25 protein-coding genes are annotated in these 16,961 nt (G+C 29.5%); 14 read left to right on the top strand and 11 right to left on the bottom strand.

Translation table 11 applies throughout. The annotated features are described in order from the left end of the window. Positions 1-70 precede the first annotated feature (70 nt). Positions 71-436: a hypothetical protein gene (locus P9515_RS04215; protein WP_011820166.1), complete on the bottom strand. Its 366-nt coding sequence runs from the start codon at positions 434-436 to the stop codon at positions 71-73. 225 nt (positions 437-661) lie between these two features. On the opposite strand from P9515_RS04215, the gene P9515_RS04210 reads away from it, so the two are divergent. Continuing rightward, positions 662-865: a hypothetical protein gene (locus P9515_RS04210; RefSeq protein WP_011820165.1), complete on the top strand. Its 204-nt coding sequence runs from the start codon at positions 662-664 to the stop codon at positions 863-865. Between the two features lie 357 nt (positions 866-1,222). Next, positions 1,223-1,429, top strand: a complete 207-nt coding sequence (locus P9515_RS04205; protein WP_011820163.1) for a hypothetical protein — start codon at positions 1,223-1,225, stop codon at positions 1,427-1,429. A gap of 27 nt (positions 1,430-1,456) precedes the next feature. Here the strand turns inward: P9515_RS04205 and P9515_RS04200 are convergent, their stop codons facing one another. The 4 genes from P9515_RS04200 to P9515_RS04190 all read right to left on the bottom strand — a co-directional run bounded on the left by P9515_RS04200 (position 1,457) and on the right by P9515_RS04190 (position 3,397). Then, positions 1,457-1,642 (bottom strand): hypothetical protein, encoded by a 186-nt coding sequence (locus tag P9515_RS04200; protein WP_041710584.1) that lies wholly within the window; start codon positions 1,640-1,642, stop codon positions 1,457-1,459. 653 nt (positions 1,643-2,295) lie between these two features. Continuing rightward, on the bottom strand, positions 2,296-2,607 hold the full coding sequence (locus P9515_RS04195) for an alpha-2-macroglobulin (RefSeq protein WP_225867108.1): 312 nt from the start codon (positions 2,605-2,607) through the stop codon (positions 2,296-2,298). A gap of 95 nt (positions 2,608-2,702) precedes the next feature. Next, a complete protein-coding gene (locus tag P9515_RS09640; RefSeq protein WP_011820160.1) occupies positions 2,703-2,873 on the bottom strand; it encodes a hypothetical protein in 171 nt (56 codons plus the stop codon). 86 nt (positions 2,874-2,959) lie between these two features. Beyond that, positions 2,960-3,397, bottom strand: a complete 438-nt coding sequence (locus tag P9515_RS04190; protein WP_011820159.1) for a hypothetical protein — start codon at positions 3,395-3,397, stop codon at positions 2,960-2,962. A 133-nt stretch (positions 3,398-3,530) separates the two neighbouring features. Between P9515_RS04190 and P9515_RS04185 the strand changes: the two genes are divergently transcribed. Next, the gene (locus P9515_RS04185) at positions 3,531-3,800 is read left to right on the top strand and encodes a hypothetical protein (RefSeq protein WP_011820158.1); all 270 of its coding nucleotides are present in this window, start codon (positions 3,531-3,533) and stop codon (positions 3,798-3,800) included. 7 nt (positions 3,801-3,807) lie between these two features. Here P9515_RS04185 and P9515_RS04180 read toward each other — a convergent pair whose 3' ends face one another. Together P9515_RS04180 and P9515_RS04175 are read right to left on the bottom strand one after the other, a co-directional pair. Further along, positions 3,808-4,014 (bottom strand): hypothetical protein, encoded by a 207-nt coding sequence (locus P9515_RS04180; RefSeq protein WP_011820157.1) that lies wholly within the window; start codon positions 4,012-4,014, stop codon positions 3,808-3,810. Between the two features lie 40 nt (positions 4,015-4,054). Then, positions 4,055-4,333 (bottom strand): DUF2103 domain-containing protein, encoded by a 279-nt coding sequence (locus P9515_RS04175; RefSeq protein ID WP_041710705.1) that lies wholly within the window; start codon positions 4,331-4,333, stop codon positions 4,055-4,057. A gap of 132 nt (positions 4,334-4,465) precedes the next feature. Between P9515_RS04175 and petN the strand changes: the two genes are divergently transcribed. Beyond that, positions 4,466-4,567, top strand: coding sequence for a cytochrome b6-f complex subunit PetN (gene petN, locus P9515_RS04170; protein ID WP_041710582.1), 102 nt, complete (start codon positions 4,466-4,468; stop codon positions 4,565-4,567). A 153-nt stretch (positions 4,568-4,720) separates the two neighbouring features. Here the strand turns inward: petN and psb29 are convergent, their stop codons facing one another. Next, positions 4,721-5,374, bottom strand: coding sequence for a photosystem II biogenesis protein Psp29 (gene psb29, locus P9515_RS04165; RefSeq protein ID WP_011820155.1), 654 nt, complete (start codon positions 5,372-5,374; stop codon positions 4,721-4,723). A 35-nt stretch (positions 5,375-5,409) separates the two neighbouring features. Here psb29 and clpP point away from each other — a divergent pair, with 35 nt between their 5' ends. Next, positions 5,410-6,000 carry an ATP-dependent Clp endopeptidase proteolytic subunit ClpP gene (clpP, locus tag P9515_RS04160; RefSeq protein ID WP_011820154.1) on the top strand — a complete coding sequence of 197 codons (591 nt, stop codon included), beginning with the start codon at positions 5,410-5,412 and terminating at the stop codon, positions 5,998-6,000. Here clpP and ftsH read toward each other — a convergent pair. Further along, complete coding sequence (gene ftsH / locus P9515_RS04155) at positions 5,997-7,910, bottom strand: ATP-dependent zinc metalloprotease FtsH (RefSeq protein ID WP_011820153.1); 1,914 nt, start codon at positions 7,908-7,910, stop codon at positions 5,997-5,999. The two genes, clpP and ftsH, sit on opposite strands and share 4 nt — an antisense overlap. A gap of 113 nt (positions 7,911-8,023) precedes the next feature. Here ftsH and P9515_RS04150 point away from each other — a divergent pair, with 113 nt between their 5' ends. Then, positions 8,024-8,233 (top strand): NAD(P)H dehydrogenase assembly family protein, encoded by a 210-nt coding sequence (locus tag P9515_RS04150; RefSeq protein WP_041710580.1) that lies wholly within the window; start codon positions 8,024-8,026, stop codon positions 8,231-8,233. Between the two features lie 2 nt (positions 8,234-8,235). Here the strand turns inward: P9515_RS04150 and P9515_RS04145 are convergent, their stop codons facing one another. Then, positions 8,236-9,453, bottom strand: a complete 1,218-nt coding sequence (locus P9515_RS04145; protein ID WP_011820151.1) for a M16 family metallopeptidase — start codon at positions 9,451-9,453, stop codon at positions 8,236-8,238. Then, positions 9,453-10,700, bottom strand: coding sequence for a M16 family metallopeptidase (locus tag P9515_RS04140; protein WP_011820150.1), 1,248 nt, complete (start codon positions 10,698-10,700; stop codon positions 9,453-9,455). Before P9515_RS04140 ends, P9515_RS04145 begins: the two co-directional genes overlap by 1 nt. 41 nt (positions 10,701-10,741) lie before the next feature. Here P9515_RS04140 and P9515_RS04135 point away from each other — a divergent pair, with 41 nt between their 5' ends. The 8 genes from P9515_RS04135 (at position 10,742) to tsf (ending at position 16,961) form a co-directional block, all read left to right on the top strand. Then, complete coding sequence (locus P9515_RS04135; protein ID WP_011820149.1) at positions 10,742-11,467, top strand: phycocyanobilin:ferredoxin oxidoreductase; 726 nt, start codon at positions 10,742-10,744, stop codon at positions 11,465-11,467. After that, positions 11,467-12,378, top strand: a complete 912-nt coding sequence (locus P9515_RS04130) for an HlyD family efflux transporter periplasmic adaptor subunit (protein WP_011820148.1) — start codon at positions 11,467-11,469, stop codon at positions 12,376-12,378. The genes P9515_RS04135 and P9515_RS04130 overlap by 1 nt, the downstream gene beginning before the upstream one ends. Beyond that, positions 12,378-13,550, top strand: coding sequence for an ABC transporter permease DevC (devC, locus tag P9515_RS04125; RefSeq protein ID WP_011820147.1), 1,173 nt, complete (start codon positions 12,378-12,380; stop codon positions 13,548-13,550). Before P9515_RS04130 ends, devC begins: the two co-directional genes overlap by 1 nt. A 13-nt stretch (positions 13,551-13,563) precedes the next feature. Next, a complete protein-coding gene (locus P9515_RS04120; protein ID WP_011820146.1) occupies positions 13,564-14,277 on the top strand; it encodes a DevA family ABC transporter ATP-binding protein in 714 nt (237 codons plus the stop codon). A gap of 18 nt (positions 14,278-14,295) precedes the next feature. Beyond that, positions 14,296-14,448, top strand: a complete 153-nt coding sequence (locus tag P9515_RS09485; RefSeq protein WP_011820145.1) for a hypothetical protein — start codon at positions 14,296-14,298, stop codon at positions 14,446-14,448. A 61-nt stretch (positions 14,449-14,509) separates the two neighbouring features. Next, a complete protein-coding gene (locus tag P9515_RS04115) occupies positions 14,510-15,421 on the top strand; it encodes a glycosyltransferase family 2 protein (RefSeq protein WP_041710704.1) in 912 nt (303 codons plus the stop codon). A 137-nt stretch (positions 15,422-15,558) separates the two neighbouring features. After that, positions 15,559-16,263: a 30S ribosomal protein S2 gene (gene rpsB, locus P9515_RS04110; RefSeq protein WP_011820143.1), complete on the top strand. Its 705-nt coding sequence runs from the start codon at positions 15,559-15,561 to the stop codon at positions 16,261-16,263. Positions 16,264-16,304: 41 nt separating this feature from the next. Then, positions 16,305-16,961, top strand: coding sequence for a translation elongation factor Ts (tsf, locus tag P9515_RS04105; protein WP_011820142.1), 657 nt, complete (start codon positions 16,305-16,307; stop codon positions 16,959-16,961).

Raw genomic sequence — 16,961 nt, 5'->3', positions numbered from 1 at the left:
TTACAGAATAATCAGAGATTATACATAGTGCATTAATTAAATTAAAAAATAAAAATAATGAACTTTTTTATTAAATCAAACCCGATTCTTTTAAGATATTAATCTTATTCGCAAGTTCAATATCTGCTGTTGATATTGATCTATCAAGCTTTTTGTGAGAGGAAATAGTATATCCACTATCATCTACAAATTCATCCTCTGAATCGGAAATATTTTTAATAGTTTGATTATCTACATAACTTTCAGAATTTAAAGATTTTGTCTTACTCAAATTGCTATAACCAAAATTTGCTATACCTCTCGCATCTAAAGCTTCTTCTACTAATATCCCAACAACCTTAGACATACTTATGGATTCACTTTTAGATATTTGATCTATTATTTCGAGAACTCTTTTCCTAGGTAAATATCCTATCCGTTTAACTGTATTTTCCATATCAAAAAAGTATTTGTCATTATTGTAACACTTCTGTCAATTCTAATCGTAAATAGGCCTGTATTGGTTATTTATAACTTAATTATGTATAAAAATAGTTTGTAAAACATTTTTACATTATATTATTTTTAAATAATTTCTTATTTAGAGATTTTTCATTTTTATGATTACCCATTTGATTAGAATTTATTTTTTTTAGAATTTTCAACTTGTAATTACAATTTCATGAAAGATAAAACATATGATAACGCAGACAGTTTTGCCAAATCTTTTGACGATGAATGGCAAAAAGTTAATTGTAAAGATCTAACAGAAAAGATGGATAAAGTAATTGGAATTTTGTCTGATCATCCATTTGCCATTTCTAATCCTGATAATGCCAGAAATGTTGCTAAATTTAGAATATATTCACTTAAAAAGTTTTTATAATTTTAAATTATTAAGAATCATTTTTTAATAATTTAATTTTCTAATCAAATATTTGGGGAATTAAAAAATCCTTTACTATATAAAAAAACTATAATACCAATAATAGGTCCTATACCAAAGACAAATAAAATTAATTTGGCTGAGTTTTTTGTTTGACCTAATACATTTTTATCTTTTTTGATTCTTTTTTTGAGATTCTTTTTGGATGTTTTTTTCTTCATATCAAATATCTTACAACACACTAATATAAATACTTAATTAATAATTTAAGTTTTTATCGATTTATAGTTATGTAGAGTATTTTTAAAGATATATGACAAACGCAATATTGTATAATGTTGATGCTAATCAGTTGATATGAGTGCATCAAAGAGAGAAGAAGTAAGTTCACACCTTAGATACATAAGGCAAGAGCTAAGAGAGATGCATCAAATGCTTATTAAGGATGATTTGTTGCCCGATATCAGTGAAGCAAAGGAAATTCATGCCCAATTAGATGCTCTTTTTGAATTATTATCAGATAAACGTAAAAAGAAGATAAAAAATGAATTTGAAAATTTCTAAGTTTGTTACCAAAAAATTAATAAATAATTAGGGACTATATTCTATTTTTTTGCGCTTGTCATGTAGGACTTCTAATTCATTATAGATATCCTTAATTTGTGTTTGTAAGACATCCGTTGAATTTATATTACTTAAAGACTCCATTGCTAATAAGAGACTTTCTTTTGCTTCTATCAAATGTCTACACTCTTTACTGCCAGCTTCGTAAGACATAATTCTTAAATAATATAATTATTACAAATATAGTAAGTTTATTTTAGTATTGTTTGATACTCCTATTTGAAAAATATTTTTATTGTCTTTTATAATACAAAAAATTGTAAATAACGTATAAATATTAGAATAATTTATAATTTCCTATTAATTAAAATTTTAGATGAAATAAATTTGTATTAATATCATGACTGATAATAATAAGAAAAGATACAACAATATAGGTAAAGTATATGAATTTGGTGAAAAAAAAAGAGTGGCTAAAGCAATATATTTTTTATAAATATATTTTTATTGTTAAATAAGATGTCCTTTTTTTAGAAATTAAATTTTTAAATAAATCTTTTTAATCGTTTGCTTTAGAGGTAACTTTAAATAAAAAGAATAAACTTAAAACAAAAATACCTACTAGTATTATCGTTAATAAGGAAAAATCGTACATTTATTTTTTAATATGTATTTAAATTTTATTCAAGTTTTGAATACTTTAACAAATTTTGATTGTTAAATATTACAATTAATTATTACTTATAAGGAAATTAATAAATTTGGTAAATTCCTTTTTTTGCAAATTTATTTTTCTAGAATTACTATTTAACTTCTTAAATATTAATTCAATCAAATATTCTTTATTTTTAGACATTTATGTTTAACTATTTTTCTAATAAATAAATTTTTTCTTCACCTATTTTATCTGGTATTGTTATTTTACAACCTTTATCTTTTTCCATATCGCAATTTTTAGTGGCAGGAATCGATTTCCAAGTACATATTTTTTCTTCTGAATATTCTTCAACAATAATCCACCCATCATTAATAAATTCAGAAATTCCGTCTTCACCACAAGCATATCTTAATTTCATTTTGCTTTTGGCTGAATTAATTTGTTCACTTTTCGGGTCTTCTGAATTACTAAATGATTCCTCATTATTAACTGATATTTTGCAAGATGTTAAAAATATCATAATTAAGTAAAATGGTATAAAGTTAATAGATTTTTTCATTTAATTTAAATGTCTTTGGATACTATATTTTTAATTAGGATAAATCATTTTCTATCTTATTCGATTGCTTTTAACAATTGATCCATCTTATAAATTAGATTCTTAACTTCATTAGGTTCTGGTAATAATAACTCTTCGGTAACAGCAAGATGCATTTTTTTCAAATCTAGTCTTAAATCTTTTAAATGCATTTTTACATTTTCTTTTTTTTGGCTCAAGTCTGTCATAGAAAAAGTATTTAATTTAAATTAAATTTTATTTTGTAAACTTATATTAGTTTATATTAAATCATAATTGAAAAAAAATAATTAGATCAATCTTTGAGATTTTCAAGTTGATATATTTCATCACCGCCATTGCAAAAATTAGTAGATAACATTCTCAATTGTTGTCGCTTTATTTTTATTAAATTCTTATTCTCAATAATATAATTTTTAGCAATCCTCTCGCATTCTAATTTGGTTTTAGAATATTTAACCACTGGATAAAAATAAGTGAGACCAGCTAAGATTAATAAAAATGTAACTATTAATCTTTTTTCATTTTTAATTAACTCTGTACTTTTTCTTTTTGACTGTAATACTTTAATCAGCCATTTATCAGGCAATCCAATTTGAACAAACAATAATTCCACCCACCAAGGTAAGATTTTATCTTTTTTATTATTTGAATTGCTAGAAGCTTTTAATTTTTTATTCACAAAGGTTGGATTTTTTATATCTTGAGCCTTTCTTGGTTCTTTTTTCTCCATATTATAAAATTGCTTAATTGGAATATACTGTTTTTATTTTGATTTGAAAACTATATTTTTATTTTTTAATTTTTAATTTAATTTATCCATGATCTTGATTATTGTAAATCTATAATTTTAAAATAAATTTATAATGCCTAAAAAAAGAAGAAAGTTAAATAAAGAATTCGAGAAGGAAATATATTCATCGAAAAAAAATGTGGAATTAGTTTTGGCCAAAATTTATGACATTGACGATGAGGATATACAAAAAGAATATATAAGCGCCTTTAACGAAGTTGTTTATACTTATGACCAGCTAAAAAAAGACTATGAATTAATTGGATTCAATGAAAATTCTGAAAATTTAATTGCCGATTACAATAAAGCTTTTTCTCTTTTTGAGTCAGAATTTGAAATTTAAAAAATATTTACTTTTTGAAAGGTATTACAGGTATTTCAATTTGATATCCTTGTAATAAATTTAATTTTTTAAATTTTAAATTTTTTCTACAAGTTAATCTTCTTGGCTTATTTTGACATATTTCCTTTATTTGATTTTCAGATAATGAATAAGCACTATTTGCAAATGTAAATAAAATTAATAAATACGGAAGTGTTATAAAAAAAGATTTCATTATTTTTAACTATATAGAAGTTAAAGTCATATTTTTAACATTAACTATGATTACATACATCTAAAAGCTTTTTTAATTCATCTTTACTTAAGTCAGTTGATATAAAAACTTCTTGTGCTGATTTTCCCTTTCTAGCAATAGCTTTATAACCGTTAATTGTTTTTATAGAAACTCTAAATACTAATTTTGCTGATTTTCCTTTTGCTCTTGAAATTATTGCTGGAGTTATAATTTTAATTCTTTCGTTTAATGCTAATTTTTTAAGAATTGGAATCAATCCTTCTATATGAGTACTATGATTTAAAACAACTCTACCCAAAGTATTTATATATATTTTTATATCATATTTACTAGATTGTAATTCTGAGAAATAAATTTTTATTTGAAGATTATTTTTATAGTTAAAAAAATTTGTAAGTTCTGTTATATTTAGATTAACGACTAAACTATGATGATTTTTCAATTAGGTTGGGCTGCTTTGGCAGCAATTTTTACTTTTTCAATTGCGATGGTAGTTTGGGGCAGAAATGGTGATGGATCTATTGATATATGATTTCCCATCATTTAACTATGAAGGCTATCTAAATGAATTTCTTCTTTTTGGATCTTTTTCTTTACTAACTCTAATAACCATTGCTGTAATTTATATTTCTTACATTTCCTGGAAAGACAAGAGAAGAATTAATAAATAATTTTTAATTATGAATTATTTATTCTCTTTTTTCTTATTTTGAATTTTTGCTTCTTCAAGAAGTTCTTTTGCTTGCTCCATTTTCTTAATACTACTTTTGTAAATACCAATATCTTTTTCTGCTTTATTAACTGATAAATTTAAATTGTTGATATTGTCAGTAATAGCTTTATTTTTCTCGGAATCCTTCAAACCCTTAAAGTCAGTGGCATTAGCGATAATCAAATAAATACCTATATTCAATATTCTCGATGAGTATAAATTAGAAGTACTTTTTTCTTTTAATAAAATTGAAATTTCTTTTAAAGATTTATCCTTATATTGTTCAAGAGTTTTAAGAGAAATTTCTTTGATTTTTGAAGGTATAAAATTTGAAGACTTACATAATGATTCAAAAAGAAGTTCTAAATGAGACTCTGGCTTATACCCTTTTGTCAATTCTTTGAAAGTTTCCGTAAGACCAACGCAAAACAATTCATCTTGAATAAATTCATTTTGGTGATTTAAAAGATTTAGTTCAACAAGCATTTCATCAACTATCCTTTTATATAAACCCGGAATAACGAAAGGGAATTGTTCATGGAATAACTTCTTACTTTCTGAGACAGTCAAATTTTCTTTCAATTTTTTATATGTAAACCTTAATAACCATAGCGTATGTTGACTCAATATCGCTAGGATCTTATAAACAGATAAATATTATTATGATCCCTTTAGTTTTGGAAGAATCTGGTGGAAGTGAAAGAGTATTTGATATTTACTCAAGACTTTTAAGAGAGAGGATTATATTTCTAGGAGAACAAGTCACGAGTGATACTGCTAACAGAATTGTTGCTCAATTACTTTTTCTAGAAGCAGAAGATCCTGAAAAAGATATATATATGTATATAAATTCACCGGGAGGCTCTGTTTATGATGGCTTAGGTATATTTGATACTATGCAACATGTAAAGCCTGATATTCATACAGTTTGCGTTGGATTAGCAGCAAGTATGGGAGCTTTTTTACTTGCAGCAGGAACAAAGGGTAAAAGAAGTAGTTTGAGACATTCAAGAATTATGATTCATCAACCACTTGGTGGTGCAAGAGGACAAGCAAGTGATATAAGAATTCAAGCAGATGAAATCTTATATTTAAAAGAAAGATTAAATTCTGAATTATCTGAAAGAACTGGCAAAAATTTAGAAACTATTAAAGAGGATACAGATAGGGATTTTTATATGTCTCCTCTAGAAGCCGTTGAATATGGCTTAATTGACTTAGTTTTGGATAAAAAACCTATCAGAGGAACTTAATTCAATAATTGTGGGGTTCTTTCTTTCTCAGGAACAGTTGTAAATTCGGAAAGTATTTTTACAAATTCTTCACCATCTAAAGTTTCTCTTTCTATTAAAAGATCAACTAATTTGTCCATGGCTTCTCTATTTTTACTAATTATAGAATAAGTTTCCTTGTAGCAATCTTTAACCATGACTCTTACGCTTTCATCAATTTGCTTGGATATGGAATCAGAGACTTCACTTCTAGTCATTAAATCTCTGCCAACAAAAACTTCCTGATTACCGCTTTCAAGAGCTATAGGACCTAAATCACTCATTCCAAACCTCGTAACCATTTGTCTTGCCATTTGGGCAACTTGTTGAAAATCTCCACCTGCTCCTGTTGTTATTTCACCTCTGCCGAATACAACATCTTCCGCAGCTCTTCCACCAAGAGCACCCATTATTCTTGCTTTCAAGTTCGCTCTGCTTATGAGAGATTGATCATCATCAGGTGTAAACCAAGTAAGTCCTTTTGCTTGCCCTCTTGGAATGACAGTTACTTTCTGAACGGGGTCATGGGCTTTTACTAAAGAACCTATTATTGCATGACCAACTTCGTGATAAGCAATTAATCGTTTACTTCTTCCGTCTGTTAGAGGGGAACCTTCCATTCCTGCAACAATTCTGTCAACTGAATCATCAATCTCTAAGATACTTATAGACTTTTTTCTTCTCCTTGCGGTTAAGATTGCAGCTTCATTTAGAAGATTAGCTAAATCAGCACCTGTAAAGCCAGGAGTTCTCCTGGCGATACTTTCCAAAGTTAAATCTTCTTGAAGAGTTTTATTTTTTGAATGTACTTCAAGTATTGATAATCTTCCTTTGATATCAGGAGCATCTACTGTTACTTGTCTATCAAATCTACCTGGCCTCATTAATGCTGAATCTAAAACATCTGGACGGTTAGTCGCTGCAATAATAATTATTCCACTATTCCCTTCAAATCCATCCATTTCAGTTAAAAGTTGATTAAGTGTTTGTTCTCTTTCATCATTACCTCCTCCAATACCAGCGCCTCTTTGTCTTCCAACAGCATCGATTTCATCGATAAAGATCAAGCATGGACTATTCTCTTTAGCTTTCTTAAAAAGATCTCGAACTCTACTAGCACCTACTCCCACAAACATTTCAACAAATTCTGAACCTGCTAGTGAAAAGAATGGAACTCCTGCTTCACCAGCAATTGCTTTTGCTAAAAGTGTTTTTCCTGTTCCCGGAGGACCAACTAATAAAACTCCTTTAGGAATACGTGCCCCGACTGAAGTAAATTTTTCAGGTTTTTTTAGAAATGTAACTACTTCTTCTAAATCCTCTTTAGCTTCATTAACGCCGGCTACATCGTCAAAAACTACTCCAGTATTAGCATCCATCGCGAATCTGGCTTTTGATTTTCCAAACTGCATAGCTTGTCCTGGACCTCCGGGCATCCCATTTGATCTCCGAGCCAATAGAATCAATCCACCTATTAGGATGGCTGGGAAAAGAAGATTACCAAGAATGCCAAGTGCAGGTGGTGTTGCTTTTACAGGATGAACATCAAAACTTATACCTTCATTTTTTAGATTATTTATTAATTCAGGAGTTAAACCTGGTAAATCAACTCTCAATCTTTGAACTTTATTATCTAAATCCGAATCAACAGTTTCAACAACGGCGTTCCTTCCCCCATCAAATATATCAACGGAAGTAACTCTGCCAGATTTAATATAGTCTAAAAATCTGCCATAACTTACTCTTGCTACCGCAGTATTCTTCGGTGCAATAGTTGTTCCATTAGACTTAAGGTTATCAACGTTACTTGTAGAGAGAAATTGGTATGAAAGCGCAATAACTAGGATTATTGGTAAAGCCCATAAAATGATTGTTTTAAGTTTTTGATTCATTAACTCATATCACAAAATTTTTATAATTCTAGAATGAAACATTCCATTTCGTTGATATTTTTTTTTACATTATTTTTTGTAGTAGATTGATTGTGGAATATTTTACAAAAATCATGAAATTTAATATTCAAGATAAAGTTAAACTAATTGTTCCTTTGTCTTACCTAAAAACCTCCGACAATATGCCTATGCTAAGGCCTCCTGATTTGGTAGCTATAGATGAAGTTGGAGAAATAATATCCATTAAATCTCCTGAAACTGTTGAAATAAAATTTAGGAGAGGTTCTTTTTTAATTGACACTGACAAAATCGAAAAAATATAAATTTAAAAATTTTTTTGCCAAAGCTGATAGATTTCACTACATTTTTTTTTATCACCATAGATACTCATAAAAGGTTCCGATAAATATTTATTAGTAATTTTTAAAATATCTTCTGGAATGATCTCTTCAATCTTATTAAGACAATCTAAATCAAAATCTGGATTCAAATCGTAACCAATTAATTGAAGTCTTCTCTGTAAGATTTCATCTAAAGATTGGTTTGAGATTAGAAATGAACTTTTTAGTTTTACTTTCGCTAGATTAAGTTGCTTTTCCGAAATTGGAGAAGAAACTAAATTTTTCAGTAATTCAAGAAGGATTTCAAAGGCTAAAATAGCATTCTTATTAGAGACAGAAAGGTAAATTAAAAATGGGGCATTATATTGCCTTATTGGGTTAAATACTCCAACGTCATAAGTTAAACCATTCTTTTCTCTAAACAATTGGAATAATACAGAGCTCATTCCATATGAAAGATGTGATTCTAATACTTTTAAAGGCAAATATTCATGACTTGATTGTGAACATGTTTGGTTACCTATCATTAAAATTATTTGATTAGAATCCTTAAAAGTACTAGCATACCTAACAAAATCATTCCTATTTTTTTTAAGATGTTTAAGTTTGTTTTTCTGATTGTTTTTATTAATTAACTCAAAATTTTTGTTATTTATTTTTAAATTATTTGAAATAAGATATATATTTCTATTCTTAAAATTATTGTATTCGACTAAAACATCAGAATAAGTGATTGTTGAAATATCTTTTACATATCCAGAGGGATTATATGCATAAGGGTGTTTAAAATAAACAAGTTTCCTCCATTTTTCAAAAGTTATGTTGAATGGGTTTTCCTTCTCCTTACATAGGGAATCAATAGTATTTTTCTTTACGTTTTGGAACTGGCTTTCTAAAAGCATTGGGTTATTTATTATTAAATCCAATAAAGGGAACAGTTTATAAAAATACTCATCTAAAGATTTAAGGCTAATTAAAGTCCCATCCTCTAATGTCTCGAGGTTTAATTCTGCTCCATGAGAATCTATATAATCAGAAAACTCTAAATTATCAAAACCTTTGCACCCTCTACCCAATAATGATGAAAGGATTTTATTTATTCCTTTTTTACCTTCATTATCTTCACTGCTACCACCATTTATCCAAACCATCGCCACAGAAAAATTTCGTTGGGTTTTTGTTTTAAAAAATCTATTTTTCATTATTTTGCTGATGCAATTAATGTAAATTTATCTTTTGATAGATAATGTAGTATTTTCCTGAAATTATTTAAATTATTCCAGTAGCGCAGATGATTATCTAAATCATTTATGGAATTTTTTCTGCCCCACAAAAATTCACTTCCAAAAAATGAAGTTAGTTGTGTCGAAGTTTCTAGATTAAATATATAGTTACTTTTGACAATGTTTAACGCTTTTGTCAACTCATTAATAGTTAAATTTTTAGAACTAACCAATTCTTTAATTATTTTATTAATTTCTTCCTCAGTTTTTAATAAATTTACATTATCGCAGCAAGCTTCAATCACTAATAAACCCCCTAATTCTCCTCCATTTACATCTACATATATTGACTCAACCAAATTTTTATCTTCTTTTAAAACCTTAACTAATCTACTATTTCTTCCCACAGAAAGTATCGAAGTTAAAATTTCAAATCCTATATTTATTCTTTGATTTTTAATGCTGGGTATACTCCATGCCATATATATTCTAGAAAATTCGATATTCTTAAAATCAATTTCTTCTCTACCAGTTCTTGGGATTGCAATTAATTTATTTTTACTAATTATTTGAGAACTGTTAGCCTCACCAAGATAAGAAAAGTTATTTCCGTAACATTCTTCAAAAGTTACTTTTGCGATATTTCCAGCAATCGAGATACAAGAATTCTCGATATTATAAAATTTCTTATGGAATTTTTCTAGATCATCTATTGCTAATGATTGGACATCCTTTTCAGTTCCTAATATGGTTTTGCCATAAAAGTTGTCTATCCATACTCTACCCAAGAAATAATTAAAAAGCTTTTCATCAGGCTGGTCATTTTGTTGCTTTATTTCATCGATGACAACACTTTTCTCTTTATTAAATTCGTTAATATTAAAATTTGGTGATCTGAGAATGTTTGTCAAAAGAGCTAGTGACTCTTTAAAGTTGTTTTTAGGTACTAAAACATAGTAATGTGCATCATCATATCCAGTTGAAGCATTGCTAATTCCACCCAGAGATTCGATTCTATGATCAAATTCGCCTGGCATTATTTTATTACTGCCTTTAAAAATCATATGTTCTAACAAATGAGCTGTTCCACTTTTATCTGATTCTTCAAATGAAGAACCAGCTTTAAACCAAAAATCTATACAGATTAGGGGTAATTCTTTATTTTCCACAAATACGCATTTAGGTTTGCTTGAATGGTTATAGTAATTAATTTCTCCTAAGTTCATCGCAACTTTTTTCTTACTCTTTATTTTGATACCATTTACCCTTGTTGTCTGAATCTTTAACTAAAACCAAATTAATTGATCCACTTATTTTGACTTTATTGCAAAATATTAGAGGACATAGGTCTAATCTAGAAAACCTTAAATCCATTAAGATAGACCCTAAGCTTTCAAATATAATTTCGGATAAGGAAGGTAAAGAACTATATATTGAAAATGAATTCCATAAGGCAAAAGGATTTAGAAAATTACATATCGAAGTAGCTGAATTTTCTAGGCGTCTTAAGATTTTACATTGTGTATTCTTCCCTGACCCACATTATGATATTCCAATATTTGGTATGGATTTAGTCAAAGTAAATGAAGTGGTTTCTGCCGCTATTGTTGATTTATCCCCTTCTTCAAAGAATCAAAATTTAAAATACGATAACTTGTTGTCTACGATTGATAAAAGTGTATTTGAATCAGAGAGGGAGATCCCAGGATGGGGAGATATCTTCTCTCAAAATGTATTTTTTGCTTCTTTAAAAAATGAGAGTGAAAAAAGTGCTTTTTGTAAAATTGTTGATCACTACCTATTAGTATTAATAAAATTAAGTAAAAGTTCTATACTTGATCATGATCAAGAAATAATTCAAGAAAGAATCGATTTTCAAAAAAATTATTGTAGACAACAAATGAAAAATGAAAAAACAAGTTTGGTTCTACTGAAGTATTTCGACAAAAAATGGGTAGATGAATATATCAAAAAAGTACTATTTGATTTTTGATGTTTGTAAGTAAATTTAAAAATTTAATCTATTGTTTCTTGATATTTTTTCCATTATCGCTTGGGATTAGTTCATGTTCTCAAAATAAGAAATTAATTTCTAGCGATAAAGAAATTTCTTCTGATATTATTTTTCAAATAAATGCAGTCGCTGCCCTAGGACAACTCTCACCATCTGGCGAGATAAGGAAATTAGCAGCGCCAATAAGTCAATTTGGCTCTTCTCCTCGTTTGTCTCAGCTGTTAGTGAGTGAGGGTGATTTTGTCAAAAAAGGATCAGTTCTAGCTGTTTTTGAAAATAGGGAGAAATTAATCTCAGATCTCGAAAGAAAAAATAATCTTATCAAGACAAACAATCTTGAGATTTCATTAAAAAAAGATCAAATTAAAAGATATGAATTAGCAGTAGAAAAATCTGCATATTCTTTAGTTCAACTTTCTCAGAGAAAAGACGAGTTACTTAAATTACAAAAACAAAAAATAGTAAATATTGGCGATAAAAATAATATTGAGATAGATCTTTTTAATTCTCAACTTAGAAGTCCAATTGATGGATTTATCCTCGCGGTTAATACACGAGTTGGTGAAAGACCCAACAATGAAGGAATCCTCGAGGTTGGTTCAAGTCAGAACATGGAGGCTCTCATAGAAGTATATGAATCTGATATTAATAGAGTGTTTGTTTCTCAAAAAGTTGAATTAAGTAGTGAGAATGGAGGATTTTCAAAGATTTTAAAAGGCGAGGTAATAAGAATTAGTCCTCAAGTAAAACAGAGAAAAGTTTTATCTACAGATCCTACGGGCGATGCTGATGCTCGTATTATTGAGGTTCTAGTGAAGCTTAACGATGAATCGATAAAATTAGTGAGAAACTACACAGGTATGAAGGTTATTGCTAAATTTCTACCTTAATGAAATTTTCTCTCATAAAATTCCGGAAAATTCCTTTAGCTTGGTTGTTGCTTACTAGACAACCTCTTAGGTTAATAGTTGCAATTGCAGGAATTAGCTTCGCTGGGATTCTAATGTTTATGCAATTAGGATTTAGAGATGGTTTATTTGATACAAGTGTAACTATTCACAAACTTTTGGATGCTGATCTTGTTTTGATAAGTCCTAGATCAAAAAGTTCTATAAGTATGAGCGGCTTTCCAAAAAGAAGATTAATTCAAACTTTAGCTTTAGAAGATGTAGAAAAAACTGCACCTGTTAACTTAACTTATCTTCTGTGGAGAAATCCAGAAAATCTAAAAACAAGATCAATATTAGCTTTGGGATTTAATCCTGCAGATTCTCTTCTTCTTGATAGTGGATTTTCAAGAAAGTCAGATAAACTAAAAAATCCAGGGAGAGTACTTTTTGATAAACTATCAAGACCAGAGTTTGGCCCCATAGAGGATTGGTTTCTTTCAGGAAAGAAAGTAGAAACAGAAGTTGCAGGTAAAAGAGTAATAGTGGAGGGCCTTGTAGAGCTAGGTCCATCCTTTGGAGCAGATGGAAATTTAATCACAAGTAGAGAAACATTTTTAAGACTATTCCCAGCAAATCCAAAAGGAAGCATTGAAATTGGTTTAGTGAAACTTCGAAATGGCTCAAACCCAATTTTGGTATCTGAAATATTAAATAAATCTCTCCCTAATGATGTTCGTGTTTTAACAAAAAATCAATTTATTGAATTTGAAAAAAATTATTGGAGAAATAGTACTGCAATTGGTTTTATATTTAGTTTGGGAGCTTTAATGGGTTTTGTAGTTGGTTGCGTTGTTGTTTATCAAATTCTTTATAGTGATGTCACTGACCATCTTCCTGAATATGCAACTTTATTAGCTATGGGATATAGACTAAAATCTCTTTTCTTTGTGGTTGCACGAGAAGGCTTTTTATTGGCTTTATTTGGTTATCTACCCGCTTATTTTTCAGGGCAAATACTTTATTCAGTTGTCAGAAATTCTACAAAGCTTCCAATAGTGATGGATGCTCATAAAACAATTTTAATTTTTGTTTTAATTTTAATTATGTGTATGGGGTCAGCTGGAATTGCTATGCGTAAATTAGTTGATGCGGACCCTGCAGAAATATTTTAACTAAATAATTTATATGCACTCAAGCTTAAATAAAAATTTAAAAACTGTTTCTATCAATAATTTGAGTCATTTTTACGGAAAAAATGAAAATAAGAAACAAGTTCTTAATAATGTTAATTTTTTTATTGAGAGAGGTGAATTAGTGCTTTTGAAAGGCCCATCCGGTTGTGGCAAGACAACTCTTTTGACCTTGATTGGTGCCCTTAGAACCTGTCAAAGCGGTGATTTGACGGTTTTAAATAAACAATTAAATGGTGCCTCAAGAAAAACCAGACAAATACTTCGAAGAAATATTGGGATGATTTTTCAGGGACATAATTTGCTCAGATGTTTAACAGCAGAACAAAATGTTCAAATGGGGGCTGATTTGCTTAGAAATTTAACATATTTGCAAAGAAGAGAAATTGCGAGGAAGTGGTTATCCGCAGTTGGACTGGCTGACCATAATAAAAAACTTCCAAGTGATTTGTCTGGAGGTCAGAAACAAAGAGTTGCAATTGCAAGGGCATTATCTGCTAATCCCAAACTTTTACTTGCAGATGAACCAACTTCCGCTTTAGACAGCGTTACAGGAAGAGAAATAGTTTCCCTTTTAAAGAAATTGGCAAAAGAACAGAATTGTTCTGTCCTAATGGTGACACATGACCCAAGGATTTCAGATATGGCGGATAGGATATTAAATATGGAAGATGGTAAAATATTTAATGCACTTAGTGAGCTAAGATAGTCGAAAGTAAAAAAATTTATGTCAAAGAGAAGGAATTTAAAAAAAGAAAAGCAAGACCGTAATCGTGCATACGCAAGAAAGTTCAAGAAGAGAAAGCTTAGAACTGACGGCAGACCCGACGGTATGAGCAACGTTACTGGAACTGCAAATAATGGTGGAGCAGCAGATTAGACTAACTTTTGATCTTATATTTTTTAAATTCTGTATATTTACAAATACATAATATATGGTTATGAATGTAAGCATTGTTATTCCAACTTATAATAGAAAGCCAATATTGGAAAAATGCCTAAAGGCTTTAGAAAAACAAATTTTAAATGCGACTATTAGTAATTATGAAATAGTAGTTATTGATGATGGATCAACAGATGGTACCCCTTCTTGGATAAGAAATAATAGTAAAATCTTACCTCATGTCGTCTTATTTGAACAAAAACATGGAGGGCCTGCATTAGGAAGAAACCTTGGAGTAATGAAGTCCAAATATGAAGTCATAATATTTATTGATAGCGATCTTATTGTTTTAGAAGACTTTTTAGTTTGCCATGTTAATAAACTCTCTTTCTCTTGGGAAAGAGATAATAAAAAATGTTTTACTTATGGCTCAGTAATAAATACATCTAACTTTAAAAATCCAGAAAATGAAAAGTTTAAGTTAACTGATGTTTCTTTTGCATATTTTGCGACTGGAAATGTTGCGATATCAAAAGATTTACTCTTAAATGTTGGATTATTTGATAGCTCCTTTAGCCTTTATGGATGGGAAGATTTAGAGCTGGGAGAGAGATTGAAAAAAATCGGGACAAAATTAGTTAAATGCCCAGAAGCCGTTGGCTTTCATTGGCATCCCCCTTTTGATTGTGGACAGATTGAATCTTTAATATCCCAAGAAAAAGAAAGAGCAAGGATGGCTTTAGTCTTTTATAAAAAGCATTCAAATTTGAGGGTTAGATTTATGATTCAATTAACCCCGATTCATACTTTACTTTGGGAAATAATGTGCCTAGGTGGTTTGATAACTATTAAAAGATTATTTCCATTATTAAAATTTCTAGTTGATTCAGGTAAAAATAGAATCGCACTCGAAATTGTTAGGATACCTTTGAATTTAATTTATGTAAAAGAGCTTGGAAGATTAATTTGAATTTAAATAATCTCTTCAAGGAATGCTGATTATTTGCTACAATAAATAAAATTAAAAACCACACATCTGACTGTTTTCGGGTGATTTAAATATTTAAATTCCCCGTCGGATGGAGGCTAACCCGAAACTATTTAAACATGGCTGTTGTATCTCTATCTGAAATGATGGAAGCTGGTGCTCATTTTGGGCACCAAACTAGACGTTGGAATCCCAAAATGTCTAAGTATATTTATTGCGCAAGGAATGGGGTTCATATTATTGACCTTGTAAAAACCGCTTTATGCATGAATAACGCTTATAAGTGGACTAGAAATGCTGCAAAGAGCGGAAAAAGATTTCTTTTTGTTGGAACAAAAAAACAAGCTTCAGATGTTGTTGCTCAAGAAGCTGTTAGATGTGGTGCAGCATATGTTAACCAAAGGTGGTTAGGAGGCATGCTTACTAATTGGTCCACCATGAAAGCAAGGATAGAAAGATTAAAAGATCTTGAAAGAATGGAAAGTAGCGGTGCCATAGCCATGAGACCTAAAAAGGAGGCTGCGGTTTTAAGAAGAGAGCTAGAACGTTTGCAAAAGTATTTAGGTGGTCTTAAAGGAATGAGAAGATTACCTGACGTAGTTGTACTTGTTGATCAAAGAAGAGAATCTAATGCTGTCCTTGAAGCAAGAAAATTAGATATATCTTTAGTCTCAATGTTAGACACTAACTGTGATCCTGATTTGTGTGAAGTTCCTATTCCATGCAATGATGATGCAGTGAGATCTGTTCAACTTATTTTAGGACGACTTGCAGATGCAATTAATGAAGGTAGAAAAGGTTCTAATGATCAAAGAAAAGTTTAATTTTTATTAAAACTTCAAAAAACCAAAAAATTATTATTTAAATGGCAAACATTACAGCAAAACTTGTAAAAGATCTTAGAGATAAGACTGGAGCCGGGATGATGGATTGTAAAAAGGCTTTAAATGAGACAGATGGAAATGTTGAAAAAGCCCTAGAGTGGTTAAGAAAAAAAGGAATCGCAAGTGCAGAGAAGAAATCGGGGAGAGTTGCTGCGGAAGGTTCTATAGGCAGTTATATTCATACAGGTTCTAGAGTAGGTGTTCTTTTAGAACTAAATTGTGAAACTGATTTCGTTGCTAGAGGAGATATTTTTCAATCTCTTTTAAAGGATGTATCGATGCAAGTAGCCGCATGTCCAAATGTTGAATACGTTTCTATTGATGAAATACCGGAAGATGTTGTAAAAAAAGAAAAAGGAATAGAAATGGGTAGAGATGACTTGTCTGGTAAGCCCGAAAATATTAAAGAAAAAATTGTTGAAGGTAGAATTGCTAAAAGACTAAATGAGTTGGTCTTGCTTTCTCAACCTTATATAAAGGATAGTTCTCTAACAGTAGAAGATTTAGTAAAGCAGGCAGCAGCTAAAATTGGTGAAAATATCAAAGTGAGGCGTTTCACAAGATATACGTTAGGTGAGGGTATTGAAAAGAATGAAATGGACTTTGCCGATGAAGTCGCATCTTTAAAGTCAAATTAA

This window comes from Prochlorococcus marinus str. MIT 9515 (assembly GCF_000015665.1).
GTDB lineage: Bacteria > Cyanobacteriota > Cyanobacteriia > PCC-6307 > Cyanobiaceae > Prochlorococcus_A > Prochlorococcus_A marinus_P.
Note: the sequence above shows the minus strand (reverse complement) of the source record. Positions and strands in the feature narration are given on the sequence as shown.

Excerpts from the sequence above, each read along its gene's own strand:
- P9515_RS04215 (WP_011820166.1), bottom strand. The coding sequence starts at position 436 with ATGGAAAATACAGTTAAACGGATAGGATATTTACCTAGGAAAAGAGTT.
- P9515_RS04210 (WP_011820165.1), top strand. The coding sequence starts at position 662 with ATGAAAGATAAAACATATGATAACGCAGACAGTTTTGCCAAATCTTTT.
- P9515_RS04205 (WP_011820163.1), top strand. The coding sequence starts at position 1,223 with ATGAGTGCATCAAAGAGAGAAGAAGTAAGTTCACACCTTAGATACATA.
- P9515_RS04200 (WP_041710584.1), bottom strand. The coding sequence starts at position 1,642 with ATGTCTTACGAAGCTGGCAGTAAAGAGTGTAGACATTTGATAGAAGCA.
- P9515_RS04195 (WP_225867108.1), bottom strand. The coding sequence starts at position 2,607 with ATGATATTTTTAACATCTTGCAAAATATCAGTTAATAATGAGGAATCA.
- P9515_RS09640 (WP_011820160.1), bottom strand. The coding sequence starts at position 2,873 with ATGACAGACTTGAGCCAAAAAAAAGAAAATGTAAAAATGCATTTAAAA.
- P9515_RS04190 (WP_011820159.1), bottom strand. The coding sequence starts at position 3,397 with ATGGAGAAAAAAGAACCAAGAAAGGCTCAAGATATAAAAAATCCAACC.
- P9515_RS04185 (WP_011820158.1), top strand. The coding sequence starts at position 3,531 with ATGCCTAAAAAAAGAAGAAAGTTAAATAAAGAATTCGAGAAGGAAATA.
- P9515_RS04180 (WP_011820157.1), bottom strand. The coding sequence starts at position 4,014 with ATGAAATCTTTTTTTATAACACTTCCGTATTTATTAATTTTATTTACA.
- petN (WP_041710582.1), top strand. The coding sequence starts at position 4,466 with ATGATTTTTCAATTAGGTTGGGCTGCTTTGGCAGCAATTTTTACTTTT.
- clpP (WP_011820154.1), top strand. The coding sequence starts at position 5,410 with ATGATCCCTTTAGTTTTGGAAGAATCTGGTGGAAGTGAAAGAGTATTT.
- ftsH (WP_011820153.1), bottom strand. The coding sequence starts at position 7,910 with ATGAATCAAAAACTTAAAACAATCATTTTATGGGCTTTACCAATAATC.
- P9515_RS04150 (WP_041710580.1), top strand. The coding sequence starts at position 8,024 with ATGAAATTTAATATTCAAGATAAAGTTAAACTAATTGTTCCTTTGTCT.
- P9515_RS04145 (WP_011820151.1), bottom strand. The coding sequence starts at position 9,453 with ATGAAAAATAGATTTTTTAAAACAAAAACCCAACGAAATTTTTCTGTG.
- P9515_RS04140 (WP_011820150.1), bottom strand. The coding sequence starts at position 10,700 with ATGAACTTAGGAGAAATTAATTACTATAACCATTCAAGCAAACCTAAA.
- P9515_RS04130 (WP_011820148.1), top strand. The coding sequence starts at position 11,467 with ATGTTTGTAAGTAAATTTAAAAATTTAATCTATTGTTTCTTGATATTT.
- devC (WP_011820147.1), top strand. The coding sequence starts at position 12,378 with ATGAAATTTTCTCTCATAAAATTCCGGAAAATTCCTTTAGCTTGGTTG.
- P9515_RS04120 (WP_011820146.1), top strand. The coding sequence starts at position 13,564 with ATGCACTCAAGCTTAAATAAAAATTTAAAAACTGTTTCTATCAATAAT.
- P9515_RS09485 (WP_011820145.1), top strand. The coding sequence starts at position 14,296 with ATGTCAAAGAGAAGGAATTTAAAAAAAGAAAAGCAAGACCGTAATCGT.
- P9515_RS04115 (WP_041710704.1), top strand. The coding sequence starts at position 14,510 with ATGAATGTAAGCATTGTTATTCCAACTTATAATAGAAAGCCAATATTG.
- rpsB (WP_011820143.1), top strand. The coding sequence starts at position 15,559 with ATGGCTGTTGTATCTCTATCTGAAATGATGGAAGCTGGTGCTCATTTT.
- tsf (WP_011820142.1), top strand. The coding sequence starts at position 16,305 with ATGGCAAACATTACAGCAAAACTTGTAAAAGATCTTAGAGATAAGACT.